The 18,111-nt window shown below is 29.5% G+C and carries 15 protein-coding genes; 6 read left to right on the top strand and 9 right to left on the bottom strand.

Annotated elements, in window-relative coordinates; translation table 11 throughout:
• Position 1: 1 nt before the first annotated feature.
• Positions 2-817 (bottom strand): RNA polymerase sigma factor, encoded by an 816-nt coding sequence (locus OEW74_RS02815; protein WP_265427050.1) that lies wholly within the window; start codon positions 815-817, stop codon positions 2-4.
• 356 nt (positions 818-1,173) lie between these two features.
• Between OEW74_RS02815 and OEW74_RS02810 the strand changes: the two genes are divergently transcribed.
• Entirely contained in the window at positions 1,174-1,431 is a 258-nt protein-coding gene (locus OEW74_RS02810) for a helix-turn-helix domain-containing protein (protein ID WP_322645503.1), read from the top strand.
• A gap of 82 nt (positions 1,432-1,513) precedes the next feature.
• Here the strand turns inward: OEW74_RS02810 and OEW74_RS02805 are convergent, their stop codons facing one another.
• Positions 1,514-1,945 carry a very short patch repair endonuclease gene (locus tag OEW74_RS02805; protein WP_265427048.1) on the bottom strand — a complete coding sequence of 144 codons (432 nt, stop codon included), beginning with the start codon at positions 1,943-1,945 and terminating at the stop codon, positions 1,514-1,516.
• A 70-nt stretch (positions 1,946-2,015) separates the two neighbouring features.
• On the opposite strand from OEW74_RS02805, the gene dcm reads away from it, so the two are divergent.
• From dcm to OEW74_RS02780, 5 genes are all read left to right on the top strand, one after another.
• A complete protein-coding gene (gene dcm / locus OEW74_RS02800) occupies positions 2,016-3,509 on the top strand; it encodes a DNA (cytosine-5-)-methyltransferase (protein ID WP_265427047.1) in 1,494 nt (497 codons plus the stop codon).
• 59 nt (positions 3,510-3,568) lie between these two features.
• A complete protein-coding gene (locus tag OEW74_RS02795) occupies positions 3,569-5,623 on the top strand; it encodes an McrB family protein (protein WP_265427046.1) in 2,055 nt (684 codons plus the stop codon).
• Positions 5,624-5,625: 2 nt separating this feature from the next.
• Positions 5,626-7,305: a hypothetical protein gene (locus tag OEW74_RS02790; protein WP_265427045.1), complete on the top strand. Its 1,680-nt coding sequence runs from the start codon at positions 5,626-5,628 to the stop codon at positions 7,303-7,305.
• A 1,143-nt stretch (positions 7,306-8,448) separates the two neighbouring features.
• The gene (locus OEW74_RS02785; protein ID WP_265427044.1) at positions 8,449-10,167 is read left to right on the top strand and encodes an ATP-dependent nuclease; all 1,719 of its coding nucleotides are present in this window, start codon (positions 8,449-8,451) and stop codon (positions 10,165-10,167) included.
• The gene (locus OEW74_RS02780) at positions 10,167-11,939 is read left to right on the top strand and encodes a UvrD-helicase domain-containing protein (RefSeq protein WP_265427043.1); all 1,773 of its coding nucleotides are present in this window, start codon (positions 10,167-10,169) and stop codon (positions 11,937-11,939) included. The genes OEW74_RS02785 and OEW74_RS02780 overlap by 1 nt, the downstream gene beginning before the upstream one ends.
• 481 nt (positions 11,940-12,420) lie before the next feature.
• Here the strand turns inward: OEW74_RS02780 and OEW74_RS02775 are convergent, their stop codons facing one another.
• The 7 genes from OEW74_RS02775 to OEW74_RS02745 form a co-directional block, all read right to left on the bottom strand.
• Complete coding sequence (locus tag OEW74_RS02775; RefSeq protein WP_265427042.1) at positions 12,421-13,893, bottom strand: phytoene desaturase family protein; 1,473 nt, start codon at positions 13,891-13,893, stop codon at positions 12,421-12,423.
• 9 nt (positions 13,894-13,902) lie between these two features.
• Positions 13,903-14,346, bottom strand: a complete 444-nt coding sequence (locus OEW74_RS02770) for a hypothetical protein (RefSeq protein ID WP_265427041.1) — start codon at positions 14,344-14,346, stop codon at positions 13,903-13,905.
• A 211-nt stretch (positions 14,347-14,557) separates the two neighbouring features.
• The gene (locus OEW74_RS02765) at positions 14,558-15,106 is read right to left on the bottom strand and encodes a hypothetical protein (protein WP_265427040.1); all 549 of its coding nucleotides are present in this window, start codon (positions 15,104-15,106) and stop codon (positions 14,558-14,560) included.
• Positions 15,103-15,801, bottom strand: coding sequence for a hypothetical protein (locus OEW74_RS02760; RefSeq protein ID WP_265427039.1), 699 nt, complete (start codon positions 15,799-15,801; stop codon positions 15,103-15,105). The genes OEW74_RS02765 and OEW74_RS02760 overlap by 4 nt, the downstream gene beginning before the upstream one ends.
• Positions 15,802-15,856: 55 nt before the next feature.
• A complete protein-coding gene (locus OEW74_RS02755; protein ID WP_265427038.1) occupies positions 15,857-16,327 on the bottom strand; it encodes a hypothetical protein in 471 nt (156 codons plus the stop codon).
• Positions 16,328-16,686: 359 nt separating this feature from the next.
• A complete protein-coding gene (locus OEW74_RS02750) occupies positions 16,687-17,196 on the bottom strand; it encodes a hypothetical protein (protein ID WP_265427037.1) in 510 nt (169 codons plus the stop codon).
• Between the two features lie 337 nt (positions 17,197-17,533).
• The gene (locus tag OEW74_RS02745) at positions 17,534-17,983 is read right to left on the bottom strand and encodes a hypothetical protein (protein ID WP_265427036.1); all 450 of its coding nucleotides are present in this window, start codon (positions 17,981-17,983) and stop codon (positions 17,534-17,536) included.
• Positions 17,984-18,111 lie beyond the last annotated feature (128 nt).

The raw sequence follows: 18,111 nt of genomic DNA, 5'->3' as shown, positions 1-18,111 counted from the left end.
GTTAAAGCAGTATTTGAGATCGGTTTTGATTTTGCAGTTGCTGATAGGCGTAAAGAAATTCGCGGTGGACTTCTTTTTCAGACAGTTTGAGTTCTTTTGCAATTACCGTAAAAGAGGATTTCTGCTCAAACCTTCTTTTGATGATTTCGCGTTGCTGACTGCTGAGTTTTTCTGACTGCTGGTTATAATGGAAAGCTTTTTCCTCCGGCTTCTCAAAAGAAGCGACTTTAAGAATTTTCCTAAGATTATCTATGGCTTTGTTTACCTCGGCGCTGATGCCTGTCACGCTACTTCCCATAGCCTCTGCGATGGGTTTGTACTGAAAGCCGTATTCAAGGCAGAGTTCTATCAGGTGTTTCCGTTTTGGGTTTAAGACGGGCAACACCTTTACGATTTCATCGAATTTGTTTTGATCGGATTCCTGGATATTTAAGTGCTCTTTATCTCTTAGGGGGTCGTAACCTGCAAGATAATCCTGATAGTTCTCAAAACTGTCAAGAGAAGGCATCAGGCGGGTGAATTTATTTTTGGGAGCACTGACATATGCCATACAATCCCTTTTCATAACAAAACGTAAAAAGCCTATAATATGATCAGGCGATTCAATGGTTTCACGGTGTGTCCACAATTTTAGAAAGGTATCCTGAACAATAGTGTCTACTACAAAATCATCCTTCAACACCTGCCATCCAAGCCAGAAAAGAAGTCTCTTGTGGCGTAGATGAATGTGTTCCAAAGCAACGGGGTTTCCTTCTTTCAACAGTTTGTATAGCTGAAAATCGGTGAGGTTTCGGGGCAGAGAGTTTGTTCTTTTCATAAGCAGTGTATTTGAGCTAATTATTGCTTGAAGAACTGCTTTGATTAAATAAGTCGAACTGTATACTTCATTGGAAAATACTCAGCCACTACATTTTGCCCAAAAGAAAGGCGTGGAACTCAACTTACCGACCGGTGGTACTGGCATACCAAGCAACGATAAGTGAGCCCACGCCGAAGTCGTGGGCACATTTACTTATCCTCTCGTTGCTTTTTGAAAAGTGCCAGTTTTCCAGTCGAGAATCTAAGCAATAGCTTCTATATTTCCTTAAACTATCGCAAAATTACTTTTATAAATAATTTATTCCAAATATAATAAAAATAATTTAATTACGGTCGAACGACCGTAATATTTCAATGTCAAAATATTTCTTTTGCTATATGATTGACATAAACGAGAAAATCTGTTCGTATATAACTAAAAATTGGTTGATTCCTTGGCTTAAAGAAAATAAGTCACAGAACTTGTTTGCTAAAAGTCATGATATTGAAGAAAGTACTGTACGAAAAATTAAGAGTGATAATACATATAGAATTCCTGTTGAAACACTCTATAGAATTTGCAAGGCAAGAAAGCTTACTCTTGAACAATTTTTTAAACTTATAAATGAATAAATACCGACGAAAATCGGTATTTTATTATAAGGGAGTTCAGAATTCAAATTCCTTCTCCTTTTTAAATATAGGAAATAAAATTTTAAAAAATGGGTGAACTATTGTTTAATTTACTAATCAACTTGTCAACCGTTTCCTCAATTTTATTATTCTTTAAGTTACATTCCCAAACAGTAATAACATTCCATCCTAGATCTAATAATGATTCGATATTATTTTGATCCCTCTTAATATTTGTAATAATTTTTTCAGTCCAAAAAGCTGTCCTAGTTTTTGGTATAACAAAATATTTGCAGTTTTTATGTCCGTGCCAAAAACATCCATTAACGAAAATTACTGTGTTGTATTTTTTTAGGACAATATCGGGTTTTCCCGGTAGATTTTTAGTGTTTATCCTATATCTGTAACCTTTGGAGAAAAGAATTTTCCGTAACAATATTTCAGGTTTTGTGTTTTTTCCCTTGATCTGCTGCATATTATATTTTCTTTGTGCAGGAGTGTGTCTATCTGTCATATCATAATATATAATCTGTTATTGAGATTCAAAAAATATTCCATATTTTTGGACAAAATTGTATAATTGTATGGAGCGTACTGTGGGTGGTTTTATTAAGGAAAGAAGAACAGAATTAGGCTTGCCTTTAAGGAAAGTAGCTGCGGAATTAAATGTTAGTACTTCAACCTTATCCAAAATAGAAAAAAATGAGAGGAAACTTAACCCCATTCTGTTGGAAAAGGTATCAAGCAGTTTAAATTTGGATAAAGATATATTGATTAATCTTTTTTGCAAAGAAAAACTATCAGAAAATTTTAAGGGACATAATCTTTTTAATATTGTTGTAGAAAAATTTGCTCAACAAAGTGCCAAATTTGATACAGATTGGAGAAATAAAAATTTTAGCAATCCCAATAGCACTATCAAAATTGGCACTTTATTCTCTGGCATTGGTGCAATAGAGTATGCTTTTAAAAGACTTAACATTAATACTGAAATCAAATTTGCTTGTGATATTGATAAACATGTAAAAGAAAGTTACATCGCAAATTATAAAATCAAAGATGAAAACTGGTATAGCGATATTTGTGAGTTAAATGCTGAAAAATATCATAATGAAATTGATTTGCTAGTGGGTGGAAGCCCGTGTCAATCTTTTTCTATGGTAGGTAAAAGAAGAGGTTTTGAGGACACACGAGGCACACTATTTTACGAATTTGCTAGGATTATAAAGGAGACTCAACCAAAAGTTTTTATTTTCGAAAATGTAAAAGGACTTGTTAACCATGATAACGGAAACACTTTTGAAACTATTAAGGCAACTTTTGATGAATTAGGATATAAATATTCGTATCAAGTTTTGAATGCAAAAGATTATGGTATGCCCCAACATAGAGAGAGAATATTCGTAGTTGGGTTTAGAGATCATAATATTGAATTTACATTCCCTGAACCTATAAGTTTAGAACATCGCATGCAGGATTTTCTTGAAGATTATACCGAAAGCAAATACTATTTAAAGGAAAAGGGGGTAAAGTTTGTAACAAGTACATTTAACAGAAATAAACGCTATACACAAATTAATGGTGATATTGCTTTATGTCAAAAAGCAAATCAGCAGTTTAATTGGCATGGCGATTTTATTTTTGAATCAATAGAGGAAAAAGAATTTGACGAATTCATATTTGATGTTAATACAGTCGAAGAAAAATATTATTTATCAGACAAAGTAAGAGATTATGTTTTAAGTGAAGGTACTAAAAATTTTAAAACGTCAATTAAAACTGATTTGGAAGTTGCTAGGCCTTTGCTACAATCCATGCATAAAATGCATCGTGCTGGTGTAGATAATTATGTTACACACACTGGTAGAATAAGAAAACTTACACCTAAAGAATGTCTACGATTAATGGGTTTTAGGGACGATTTTATTCAAGTTGTTAGTGATACCCAAATGTATCGTCAAGCAGGTAATAGTATCGTTGTTGATGTTCTAATTGCCTTACTAAAGCAAATGGATATTACACAATTTGCTGATAAAAAGAAAAGTTCACCAAGAGAAAAAAAAACAAGTTATAATTGATTATTGTAAGTATTTTCGGATATTTAAATAATTTTAATTTTGTAAAATAACTAATAATAATGGCTGACCCAATTTGTAGATGGAGAAATCCATATTTTAAAACTGTAAGAGAATTAATTACTGTTCTACCAAAAGAAGATTTAGTAAAGAACATTGCAAGACAACAAACTAATAGCGCATTCGGCTCTGAAGATTTTTTTCGTACTCCTTATCAATTAGCTGCTCAACTTGGTCTATATTACGAAGATGAACTTATTTTACACACTAGGTTTCACTATAACCCTCATCCTTTCGAAATAATACAGTATTCTGACAATTGGTTTAAGAATTATTATGTACCTAATCCATATACTGCTCGTGGATTTGAAAACATCCAACCTAAAATACTTAATGTTGAAATTTCTAAACTTTTATTTGAAAGCAAAACCGAATTAGATTGGTCTGTAGTTAAAATGGAACTTTTCGGAGAAGCAATTGGCAATGATGATATTTTAATAAATGTTATAAATACATATTCGCAGCTTTATCAAGTTAAAAATAATAAATTAAAACTAAAAGAAGGCATTGTATACGAAGATTTACAATCATGTATTTATGATTATTCTCTTCCAACAAGAGGTGATAAAAAAGGTTTTTTTGATTTCTTGGAAATTAGTATATCTAATCAAGAAACTAAAGAAGCAGAACTATCAGAAAAGGAAATTGTTTTATTTGAAAATAAAAATTTACGTCAAGCAATATGTGATAGTTTTAAATACTTATTTAATAATTACGATGAAGCAACAATACTGTCAGGCTACCAAACAAAAAATGCAACAATTGAAGACAGAGAATATGTAGGCATTACAATTCCCAAATATTTTGGTTTTGAAATTGTGTTTGGACAATTTAATGAAGAGCAATCAATTGAAAATTTAAAATCATCTGATACTCGTCGCTTCTTTTTAGATAAATTTACTTTATTAAATAAAGATAACAACTATTTAAATAATCAATGGTATGAAATAAGTGATAGAGCTTTAAGACTTGAAAATTTTAATAAGTATATTGCAGAAATTTCTTTAAATAAGTTAAAGATAATAAAAGATGGAGATCTTTTTAAACTAATCAGTACAGCGAAAAAAGCATCAAATACTATTTATTACGGTGCTCCAGGTACAGGTAAATCTTACAAGGTTGACCAAATAATAAAAAAATTAGATCCTAAATTTTACCAGAGAGTAACTTTTCATCCTGAATTTGACAACGCGTCTTTTGTTGGCGGCTATAAACCTTCATCAGAAAAAAAAGATGATAGGGAAAATATAGTTAGTTATAAGTTTGTACCACAAGCTTTTGCTAAAATTTATACAGAAGCGTGGAAAGATTTGGATAACGATTACTATTTGGTAATCGAAGAAATAAATAGAGGAAATTGTGCCGAAATTTTCGGTGAAATTTTCCAATTACTAGACCGTAATTCTAATTATACGGTTACTCCATCAAAAGAACTTAATGATCATTTAATTGAGAAGTTTGATAATAATAAAGAACATGAAGGCATTGCTAAAGGTTTAAAATTACCTTCTAATTTGCATATTTTGGCAACAATGAATACTTCTGACCAATCGCTTTTCCCGATGGATTCTGCCTTTAAAAGAAGATGGGAATGGGAGTATGTTCCAATTTGTTATGATGTACAAAATGAAGAAGGAAAAAGTAACGAGTCTTTCAATTTTGAAATTGATTTGGGCGATGGTTCAAAATACAAATGGATAGATTTTATTGCAAAAATCAATAACAATCACATCAAAAACAATCAGGCATTAGGAATGGATAAATGTATTGGGAACTACTTTATTAAACCTGATGACGCCAATAACATTTCGCTCAAGCCATTTATCAATAAAGTTATTTTTTACCTATGGAACGATGTATTTAAAGACGAAGATAACAAAGTGTTTGAATCGAATGGTTCTTACGAAGATTTTTTTCCGATTTTTACCAATGGTTTAACCAAAGTAAAGGAACTTTTCGAAAGAATAGATTTAGCATCAATTACAGCTTATCCTTCTAGAGAGGAAGAGCAAGATTTAGGTCAAGTTGCAGAAGAAAATCAACCGATAATAGAATAGAAATGCATATTCTGATTGAAGGCGAAAATTACTCCGAAGATCTTTTAAGAGATTTATTCGAGGATCCAAAGTTTTATAAACTTAACGGACTCGAAGGAACTCTTACGTCCGTGGGTTATTATCATTCTTTTGATAAAAACAAATTGGTATTCATGCTTCCAAAAGTGTTTATGAAAGATGGCGAAGAAACCGTTTTGGGAACACATAAGGACAATTTGCTTAATTTAATTAAAGAGGAATCAATAAAGCATAAAACAGAATACAATTGGGTAAGGCAGCTTTCGGTGTATTTCTACAATAGTTTAATTGAATACCGCAAAAGATATAATGATACTTCAATTATCCATGAAACTGAAACCTTTGAACTGAATACAAATTTAGGAGTAAAGGATTATTCATTTCTAGATATACTTTTAAGTTTTGTCAATTTCTATAAGAAAAACAAGCAGCAAATCTTATTTAAACATATTGAATTCACTTCCAACCAAGCTAGGAAACCAAAGTGGGAGAAAACGATAAGAAAATCATTACCTATTTTTATTGGGGGTAAAACGCCAATTTATACTGAGATTGCAAATAGAAAGAAAGTCATAAATACCGAAGAAGAATTGATTACTTATTTCTTTAGTATTCTCAACCATCTTAACCACGAGCACCATCTTAATTTAAAAATTGATAAATCCTACCAAATCATATCAGGTACTGCTTTCCAGTATCTTTGTACAACGGGTTTATCGAAATTAAGAAAGATTAAGTACCGCTATTTTAGTGATGTATTAAGACGTATGTACGGACTTTGTGAAATGTATTTCTCTCAATATGATTTTAGCAGCATTAAACGAAAAAGAGAGGATTATATGGCAATTACCAACTACAACTTAGTTTTTGAAGATATGGTAGATAAGCTTTTCTCAGATGAACTTAAAAAATACGAAGTTGATGGGGTTACAATCGATAAGTTGAAACATAATGACGATGGTAAAATCATTGACCATATTTACGATTATAAATCCTTAATTGACACCAGCGATATATTTTACATAGGAGATTCTAAATATTATAAATCTAATAGTCAGGCTGGAAAAATATCAAAGTATAAGCAGTTCACTTATGCAAAAAATGTAATTCAATTCAATATTGACCTTTTAAATAAGAAAGGAGAAGAGCATATAAAACCTCTGCGATATAGAGATAAAGTAACTGAAGGCTACAATATTTCACCAAATTTCTTCATTTATGGTTATATTGACAATGTTGACAACTACGATGAGCATTCAATTATTAAGAAAGGGGAACCTATAACTTCATACCATTTTAAAGATCGATTATTCGATAGAGATACCTTATTTGTACATCAATATAAGATAAATTTTCTTTATGTATTAAAATCATACACTACATTCAACAATTCCGATATCGAAAAGTTTAGAAACGAAATAAAAGAGACCTTTAGAAATAATTTTTTAAACTACTTTAATAATGAAACTGAATGCAAATACTCGTTCTATAAATGTAATTTAAGTGAAGAACATGTTGCAATTTTTGTAAATGATAATTTCAGACAACTTAATGGTAAATGCTTTTTAACAAATACAAAAGAATTGATTGTTGCAAAATCGGTTGATGATAATAATATAGATCATTTATTACAAAATTTTCAAAAAATCACAAAATTATTTTAAACTATAACTCTCCTCTTTGCGCTCGTTATCTACAAAAATAATATCCTAACTTTACTTGTTAGAAATGTAAACTTTATTTATCTTAAAGTATCTGTACATGAAACTGTACAAACGGAATTATCAATTATTAGGGGTTAGTTGGGAAATTTTAATTATATGATTTACATTGAATTACAAGATTACAGGTATACAAAAGTAGTACAAATGTTACTTTTACTTTGACTTTAAGTTAGTTATAACCTTCTATTTAAAGGTGTTTGCGAAGGAGAGATTCTAGCGGAAAGATAGAAATAAAAGATGTTACAGCATCTAAATTCTGTACGACATTATTATATAAACAAAAATTAATAAAAATTTTTTTAGATATTGTATCGTATCGAAAATTATAAGGACGTTAGATCATATTTATTTTTCCTTGTTTAAAATCATATAGGAGGTTAGGCTGAAGTTTGAAAAGCATAATTGATCTAATCTTAAGTTTAAGTGATCAAGGTCATAATGAAATGTCTTGTTAAGGATATAGATACTGTAACTATTGATGGCGACTATTTTGAAATTTAATGGCTTCTCTTGCCTACTAGGAAAAGGAATTAATAAGAAAAAGAGACAGTGTAGGATTGCAATCTGCTAGAACAAGCGTAAGATAGGGATGTACACCGAAAGATTATACTGCTGAAACAATTTCCAAACTGCTGCTGCTTCGTGCTATTAACAAAAAATTTACTAAACGTCCAAAAGATATTTACAAACCATTTAGGATTGAGGCGGGTAACATTTTACCGATTGCCAAGATTCTTGCTAATCATACAGATGAAGAAATAAGGAATTTGGGAACAAGAAATAAACAGATGTATTTTATTCCGTTTTTTAAAAAGTTGCTGAAGATTGTCTCAATAAAAAACAACAACTGGAGTTTGAATTTTAAGCAATTTACGGTAACACGTAATTGATACTATATTAGATCAATTATCTTTGAGCAGGTTATTTAAACTATAAAAAGACAAACGCTCACTTTTTTTTATATAAAGTCGAGTATGGGTGAGTACACTGAATAATATAGCGGGTATATAAAGGGTACTAGCAACCCTAGTTACAAAAGACGGAAAAAGTTAACCAAATAATTCACGTAAATAAAAAAAAACAATGCAAATAAAAAAACTAACTATCAACAATTATAGAAATCTAGATTGTCAATCTGTATCATTCGCTGATAATTGTAATTTTATAGTTGGTGAAAATAATCTAGGAAAATCAAACCTTCTAAATCTTTTACAAATATTATTTACTAACAGAGCATTTAAATTTAATGATTTTACGGATATCTCAAAACCGATAGAAATTTCTCTTCAAGTAAAATTGGAAGATATTGAAATAGGACACTTTGAAGACCTTTTCGATACTAATGATTATCATTTAATCAATATTTCTTGTAGGCAAATAACTACTGATGATAATATTGAATTTTATCACACAGAAACTAACACATATATTCATCCAACTGTTATCAGATGCGTCAATTATATTCATTATGATTCTTTACGCAATCCTATTTCAGAAATCAATTTTGACAAAGGTCGAGGCGTTGGTAAATTCTTATCTAATATTGTTGCTAATTATTTAGCAGAGAAAAAATTAAAAGACACTGACTTTATAAATGAGCAGAAACTAAATGAATTATTAGGAAATCTTAACGGTAAAATTTCAAAATTAAAGACATTTAATGATTTTAAAATAAATGCGACATCAGAAAGTGATTTAGAAAGCTTACTTTCAAAGATTATTGTTTTAAAAGATGACAAAGGGAATTCACTAACGAAATCAGGATACGGTGTACAATTCTTAATTCTTATTACATTGTCAATTTTAGAACGCATACAATCTATAAAGGAACAAAGAAAAGAAAAAGGAATTTTTGAACATGATACCAATCATACTAAACATATATCTCTAATTATTGGTTTAGATGAACCGGAAATTCATTTACATCCCTATATGCAAAGATCTCTTATAAAATACTTAAACAATATTATTTCAAATAAAAACGTCGAATTCCAGAAACTTGTAAAAGAACTATTTGACATTGATGGTTTTAACGGACAAATAATTGTAGCAACACATTCTCCAAATATTCTATTAGATGATTATACTCAGATAATCAGACTTTATCCTAAAAATGGCATAACAAATATAAAATCGGGGTCACAAGTAATATTAACTGAAAAACATTCTAAAAGACTGCACATGCATTTTCCTTCAATTAAGGAAGCTTTTTTTTCTAGATGTGTTATTTTTGTAGAAGGTGATTCTGAAGAAAGTTCATTTTCTCATTTTGCAGAAAAAATGTCAATTGATTTTGATGAATTGGGAATTAGTGTAATACAATCACGTGGAGGAGAAGTTGCTGCCATAAAATTGTTAATTGACTTAGTAAGTAAATTTGATATACCATCAACAGGGATAGGCGATAGAGATAATAACAGTCCTGTTTTACCACCTCTTTATTTAACTACAAAAAAGGATTTTGAAGAGGAACTAATTTCACTAATTGATAATGGTAAAGAAAGTGTTTTATCTGAAATTGTAGAAGAGTTTGACAGTGATAATGCAATTGTTCAAATAAATTCTTTAAACAAATATGCAGTAAAAGCTTACAATATTCAACCAACAAATTTCATTTCCGACTTAAGGTTATTGGATATCCTAAAAACAGATATTTTAAGCCTTAAAGCATTTTATTTATCATGGTTTGCTGGTAAAAAATCATATCCCTTAGGGAAATTAATTGGTGAAAAATTGTTAATTGACGAAATTCCTTTAGTATACAAAACAGTTATTGCAAAAGCAGTCGAACTTTCCGAATAATGAATAATTCAATAATAGAAGAAAAACTTAGAGAAAGTCACTTTGGAGATGAGAAACAATTAGAAATAATCTTTTCTCAAGAAAGTAGATTGATAATTGAAGCCCCTGCTGGTTATGGAAAAACAAAAACAATGGTAAGTAAGATTGCTTATATGTTGGCCTCCAACCAAATTCCATATCCAAAAAGATTATTAGCCCTTACTTTTAGTGTAAATGCAGCTTATAAAATTAAAAAAGATGTAACTCAAAATATACCAATTATTTTAGAAGGGACAAAGTCAGATTTTAGTATTTCAGATAAAATGTTAGTTACAAATTATCATGGATTTGCCAGAAGAATTTTAAAACGTTATGGTTATAAAATTCACACAAGTTTAATTGAAATTGAAAAATTACAATCAGTTGATGATAGTGATACAAAAAAATTAATGCAATCAATATCAGGATTAAGTTATGCAAATGCTGAAATACTCTCAAATTTTAATACAGCAGTAAAAAATGTAAGCGGAAAATATGTTAAGGAAAATATTGACTCGTATAACACAACTGTTATTAAAGAATTGTTGCCATTAAAAATAATTCCGTACAATGCAATATTATCTTTAGCTTTTAAACTATTAACCGATAATTCGGTGATTCGAAATTTTTATCAAAGATTATATAGTACAATCTTAGTCGATGAATATCAAGATACAAATATTTTAAGTTATGTGCTTCTAAATTCATTATTTACAGAAAAATCGAAAATAATTTTAATGGGTGATACATTACAACGCATTTATGGCTTTATAGGTGCTATTCCAAACTTAATCTCTCATTCCGAAGAACAATTTAAACTAAATAAAATTGAATTAAATAAAAATTATAGATTCCAACATAATAAACAAATGTTGTTGTTAGACAGTAATATAAGGAAGAATGCAGAAACACCAACATCGCCAAATATTTCGGAAATAGCAAAAATTGAATTTTCAGTATTTGATAGCCAATCATTAGAAGCAGAGTATTTGATAAATCAATCCTTAGAATTAATTGAAAAAAATCCAGATTCAAAAATAGCAATACTTGTAAAACAACGAGGAAATAATATAAATGCAATTATTGACGAATTTAACGACAAAGAGGTTGCATTTTTTTATGGACTATTTACAGATGATGACCCAAATTATTTGAAATTCAATCGCGAATGTTTATTTGAATTTATTGAACTTATTAGAATTAAAGATCAAGTGACTAAAAAAATGACAACGTCATTAATTAATAAAATTAAATCAAAAATAACTAATTCGGATGCTTTAACAAATTCTTTATTTATCCTTTTAGAAATTTTTTTATCTAAAGTTTTTACTGATTTTTCTTTTTTATCAAACGATGAAAAAGTGTCTTTAATCAAAGATACATTTGAAAGTTATGGTCTAAAACAATATGTAGAATTTGTTGAAGCAAAAATTATTATTTCAACCGTTCATGGTTCAAAAGGATTAGAATGGGATTTTGTAATATTGCCTGACATGGAGGCCTTTTCTTTTCCCAATTATTATGGACTATGTGGATATTGCGGTTGTGGAACAAATTGCAATCTAAATGTCACGAAAGAAATTGAAAATAGATTTTTAGAAGAGTTAAGTGTTTTTTATGTTGCAGTAACAAGAGCAAGAAAACAAGTATATTTTTCTGCTAGTAAAACTCAACTAGATTTTAAAAATCAAAATGTAAGTAGAAATATAAGTTGCTTGCTTAAACTTCCTGGAATTGAGTTTAAAGCTAAATAAAATGCTTCACAATTAATAAAAGGGCAATTTAACAGCTATTAAAACTGATTTGAGCAAATAGCTTGATAGAAAAATGATTTGTATTTGAATAATTTTGCAAATCCGAATAATGTGCTCAATTTAAAATATTCAAAGTTAATTGCTCAAAAAGTGAAAGGTTATAGAGAAAATGATTTTTTCCAATTTGGAAGAGAAAGTACTGATTTTGTATCTCGTCGAGAAAAATAATTCTTTTTTAGATGGCAATAAAAGAATCTACTAATGAAAGAGATGTTAATTTTTATCTATATATCAACAAACTACACTAATAATCGGTATCTTATTTGTACCGTAAAATCATAAATAATTGATTTTCAATATATGTTATTTTTGAAGAAGAAAATAAGACTCAGAGAGTCAGTATAAATAGAAATCCCCGAGTGTAAGCTTGGGGATTTTTTTTTGTTTTTAGTTTATAGGATAGTTTTTCGTCTAAATTTTATTATTTTTCTGCATATTCACTTGCTATTCGTCCTGAAATTAATCCTGCGACTGTACCTAATCCGGGCCAGGTATTATCGCCGGTAAGCCAAAAATTTTTAACTCCGATATCATGAGGAACTGCTTTAAGGTTGGTAGTTTCTTTAGTTTGTTTAAATCCGCCAACACTTCCATGGATTCTGTTGGTGAATTTCTGATAGGTCAACGGTGTTCCGATTTCATAAATAACAGAATTTTTCCCTAAGTTTGGATAGATTTTTCTTGCAATTTCTATTAAATACTCTCCAATGTTTTCCTTTTTTATTTGATATTCCTTTTCCGAAAGATTCTGCCATTCTGCAAGTTCGCAATGGGTTGAAATCATTACTGAACGAAATCCTTGTGGCGCAGAAATAAGATCATCTTTTTCAGAAACAGAAATAAACATATTATTTCCATTGCCTAATTTCGATTCATAATCAATTAAAACCTGATGATGATCTAAAATCTGATTGGAAACTTCCTCTTCCGGAACTCCTAAAAAAACAACGATTGCACTTCCTAGATTTTTTTCATTTTTTATAATGAATGGCTGTAATTTATTTTTTATTGAATCAGGACAAATTGTTTGTAGTGAGTCGATAGGTAAAGAGTTGATTACTTTTTTTGCTTTAAAATAGCCTTTGCTCGTCTTGATGTCCCAACCGTTGTTTTCCTGTTTAAAATTTAAAACTTTATTTCCCTTTTTTACAGTGCCACCTATTTTTAAATAATGATTTGATAAATGATTCCAAAAACTTTTCATCCCTCCTTCCGCTCTCATTAATCCGGCTCCTCTGATGGTAACCCCCAAAGCTGAGTTAATAAACGGAGCTTTATCAATAGTGCTGTGAACGGTATCTTCTATCAACATTGAGAGCAACCCAATTAAAGGTTTGTCATTTTCCAGATTATATTTTTTTAAAATATCCAGCATTGTTGAATTCAGATATTTGGCTAAATAAATGTTTTTAATTCCAATGCATTTTATTAGAATATAAATGTCTTTCGGAGTACGAACGGGGAGTTTAATGTTTTTTCTGCTTGCTGCCCAGAACACTTTTGTTACCTCATCCATAAGTTTCCAAAATTCTATATGATTTTGGGTTGAGCCTATTTTATCAAGTCTTTCTTTTTTCCATTTTTCAGTATTCTGATAAAGCGTAATTTGTCTGTCAGGAAGCCATGCTATATAATCAATGTATTTTCCTTTTGGTATATCTAAGTTAATATCTTTGAAAAAATTTCCTCCTACTCCGCCTTCTGTAAAATCTACTAAAGTTGTAGCGCCCACGTCGAATGAAAAGCCTTTTTTGGTAAAAAAACCGGCGCATCCTCCCAACTGCCCGTGAGATTCAAAAACGATTGTTTTCAATCCTTTACTTTGTAGTCTTAATGCTGCTGAAAACCCTGATATTCCGCCTCCGAAAATCGCTATATCATACTCTTCAATCATTTTAGATTTCTATTTCTTGATTTTATTAAATTTTATTGTCATTGCCTGAATGGTATCGAAATTACCGGGAGATTTAATTTTATAAAGAAGCTTGTTCTTTTGTATTAAAAATTTGTCACTATTTATATATTTTGCAGCATCTTCAATTCCTCCTACAATAATGATAGTATCACCTGATATTTTATATTCTTTATCCAATATTACCCCGGAAGAACTATTACCAGTATTAATTTGAATATTAACAGAGTCTAAAAGATCTACGTTACAATAATCTGTCCCATTTCTGTATTCCGCAGAAAGGATTGTGTTATTCCAGCGTTTTACATTTTCTGCTACAATTTTTGGATCTTTATGCCCGACAAAATCAATTTGTGTATAAATGTAATATAGAATTCCTAAAATTCCGCCAATTACAATACTTACAATTAAAATGGTTTTAATAATACTTTTCATAGTTGCGTCGTTTTGTTAAAGTCTTGAATAATTGAAAAATATATAATTTAGTCAATCTGAATTTTTATGAATAAACTTTTTTTTTTTGACTTAATAAGTAATAATGATAATAGTGTAAAATTAATTTTTTATGCTTTGCAAGTTTTATTTTTCTTGGTATTCTTGCCATTGTTTGGCGTATTTTTACATTGGTCGATTAGAAAATTAAAGTCTATTTTCCCATTATTTTTTCCAGCTTGATAAAATCTCCGCAACTTCCAAAATTCCTGATGCTTTTTTCGGTTCCGATTATTGTTGCAAGATGACAACTATAGCAAATCTTGGCGATGCCGACAATTTTATTTTTTTTCCTGAAAACTAAAATATCTCTAAATGTAGGGATGCATAAACTTTCCAAATTATCATTACAGTTCTTTTCGCTGAAAATATCATTTATTTCAGGGTACAGTTTTTTATTGATATTATTTTTCTTAAAACCATATTTTATAAGTTTTTTGGGAAAATCTTCTTCTATTTTTTCAGGATAATTATTTCTTAATATTGATAAAAACAAAGCATCTTTCTTACTTATTTTTTTATACTCGTATGAGTTTTTCTTTCTCTGATATTCTATTTTAGAAATACCTTGGGTACTAATATCTGTCGAATAATAATCTACTTGGTCAAAATCGAAAAAATGCGATTCCTGAGCGTTGATTTCAGAAAAAGATGAAAAAAATACAATTAAAATCAATAGCAATTTGAAGACGAAAAATTTCATAAGTATTTTAAATATTGTTGATTTTTCCATTCACCATATTCTGCTAATGGCTTAAAACGTAATGTTGTGAATTCAAAATGAAAATCTTTTCTATCCCGTTCTTTCATTGCATTAATATGTCTTTTGGGTTGTGGCATTTTACTGTGACCATGAACCATATCTGTCATTGCCTTTTGCGTTTTCCAGATGGAAAAAGTAGAAATCGTGTTTGGATATCGAATAGATGCCAAAGATAGAGTGGTACCATCATCATCTCGAACTTGTTTTTCCACAGGTCTTCCCCAACGAAGAAATCTTGGTATTTGGATGTATTTCATTCGAGCGATGGTGACAGCTACAACAGGAATGTTTTCGTTTTCTATTTCTAATTTTTTGTCAGGAATTTGAAATCCTGAAATTTTTCCCCATTGTCTTAAAAACTCCAGCCTTATATGCCAACCTTTTGCTATTTTTTGTCCTTTAGCATTTGATTGTAAAAAATCATTCAGGTAATTTTCATTTTCCCATTGAGCAAAAAACACAATTTCTCGGTTAAAAATCCTAGATCTAGAGAGAATCGGTGAGCCTAAAACCATAGCAGACATTGTTTCCGCATACATTAATCCTTTTACCTGTTTAGACTTAACAGGAGAAAACATCATTTTGAGTGCAGAAATGAAGGGTAGTTTTACAAGATGATACGAAAATACGGTCATTTTTTTATCAGTCAGTTTGATTACAATTGGTTTATATTTTTTAAGATTGTTTTCCTTATTTTATTCTCGAATATCTATTAACCACACTCATTTTAGCATCGCCTTGGTGTATTGTCAGAATATCTGTTTCTTGATTATAATTAACGGTGTATTTGTATTTGCGGTTGGCTTTTTCATCAAGAACAATTTTTCCGTCCACAAGCTTATATTTTAAGTTGATTTCTGTTTGATTTCCATCATACGTATAGGTTGTAATGGTGTTTTTATTGATACGAAGTTCGGTGGATTTAAACTGATTATACAATTTTTCACCTATTTTCTTCTTTTCGTCTGAATCTTTAACGTGACCCAGCGTTTTTTCAAAATAATTGAGGGTGTATTTTTCGGTATTTTCATAATAAATGGTGTCAGAATCCATTGTATAGAGATTCAGTTTCCAGGTCCCGGAAATATCTTTCTTTATTTCCTTTTTCGGAAAGAATAGAACGGTGACTATCATGAATAAAGAAGAAATAATGATTTTCATTGTAGTATTAGTTAGTTATTTCGTATCGTTTTTTTTTCTTTGCTTAAGTAAGATTGTCCATAAAATAAATGTAATTATCCCAATAAAGAATGTTAACAAGAGGGCTGCATTAAAAAATCCGGAGGTCTCATTGCCCATTGTTTTCCCCCAATAAGAAGCCATCATAGCAATACATACAATGATCATGGCTAAGAATGATAATGAAAATAGAATAACGAATGTTATTATTAGAATTTGGGTTATTAGTTTTAGTTCTTTCATGAAATCTTTAAAATTTAAATTTTTTTCTGATTTTAAAGTATTAAGTTAGTAATTTTAATTTTGTTTTAAAATATTGAAAGATAGATTGTTAAGTTGGATTATTCATGCTTGGATTTTACAAAAATTATTGTTTCAAAATCTTGCGTTCCTCGATATTCAAATGATAAGCTATATCCATCGTCATTGTCATAAGGACTTGCCCATTCAGACAGATTACCATTTTTGTCATAAAATTCTATTAATCCATCATTACCACCTGTTTTCCATGTTCCTTGTTTTTTTAGACCAATTCCTTCAAGTCCGTCAAACTGGTAATTTCCGTCTTCAGATAAGATTAATTTTGGACTATTTATTTTATTTTTTGAAATATTCGAAGTATAAGTTCCTGCAAAATTTTTCATATTACTTTTATTGAATGACGGTAGTGTTACCAAATACCAAAAAGCAATTAATACCCAACATACAATGGGAATAATGGCAATGGTAAGAGCAGTTTTTTTTAATGCAGAAGATTTTTTTAAAAAACCAATTAACATTGTGATTAAAGCAATGATAATGAATAATACACTCACTAAAATCAACAAAATAAATAATAAACTTTCTAACATAATTGTTTTTGTAATTATTGTGGAAAGTTATTTGATAACCAGGTTACAAAGGATATTGTCAGGATTAAAGAGGTTAATGATCCGTACAAAAGACCCCATCCAAACTTTTGTGTTTTTGATTTTTTCGGGCGATTTAAAGTAATTAAAAGTCCCACTAAACCACAAAATGCCATTATCAATACTATTAAAGAATAATTATCTAATAGTTTTAGGGTTACAATGAGTAAAAACTCAATAAAAATTGTTAGAACAAAGGAAATTAGTTTCAATTCTTTTTCATTTTTTGTAAATGTAATAAATAATGCTAATTGCAGGCTTTTATTTTTGCCCTATTCTTTCAGGTTATTAGTTTTTTATAAAATTTCATATCAAAATTATTTATTTTTAAAAGCCTGTCATCATCACCAAAATAAAAACAACATTTAGTTTGAGGCAAAACAATTCTTTTGGGTTCAGTTTCTGATTCTATATTCTCAAAATCACAGTTTATATTTTTCAAAAAATAAATTAAATCAGACCCTGTAGTTTTTCTATCAAGTTCAATTTTGTTCCCTTGTATTTCTATTGAAATTTTTCCGATATCATACGAAAAATCGAATTGTATGCCGATAACAGTATGTTCTATAACAGTAATTTCAAAGTACAAATAATCGATATAATATCCGAATAATGCGGGAATATCTCCTTGTTGATCAGAAATTAATTCCAGGTTTGAAATATGATTTATGTTATCTCCAATTTTGATATTCAGAAGCTTTTGTTCTAAAATTAAGTCTGATATATTCATACGTTTTAAATTTAACTATTGCATAAATTAAGTACAACAAACTTATAAAAATAGTTGATTTTATTATTTATAAAGGATTTCTCAGAGTGGTCTTGATTTTGCAAAAAGAAGTAGTTACTAAAGATACC

Origin of the sequence: Chryseobacterium sp. YIM B08800 (assembly GCF_026163565.1) — a bacterium.
Taxonomy (GTDB): Bacteria; Bacteroidota; Bacteroidia; order Flavobacteriales; family Weeksellaceae; genus Chryseobacterium.
This window is presented reverse-complemented; position numbering and strand designations above follow the sequence as displayed.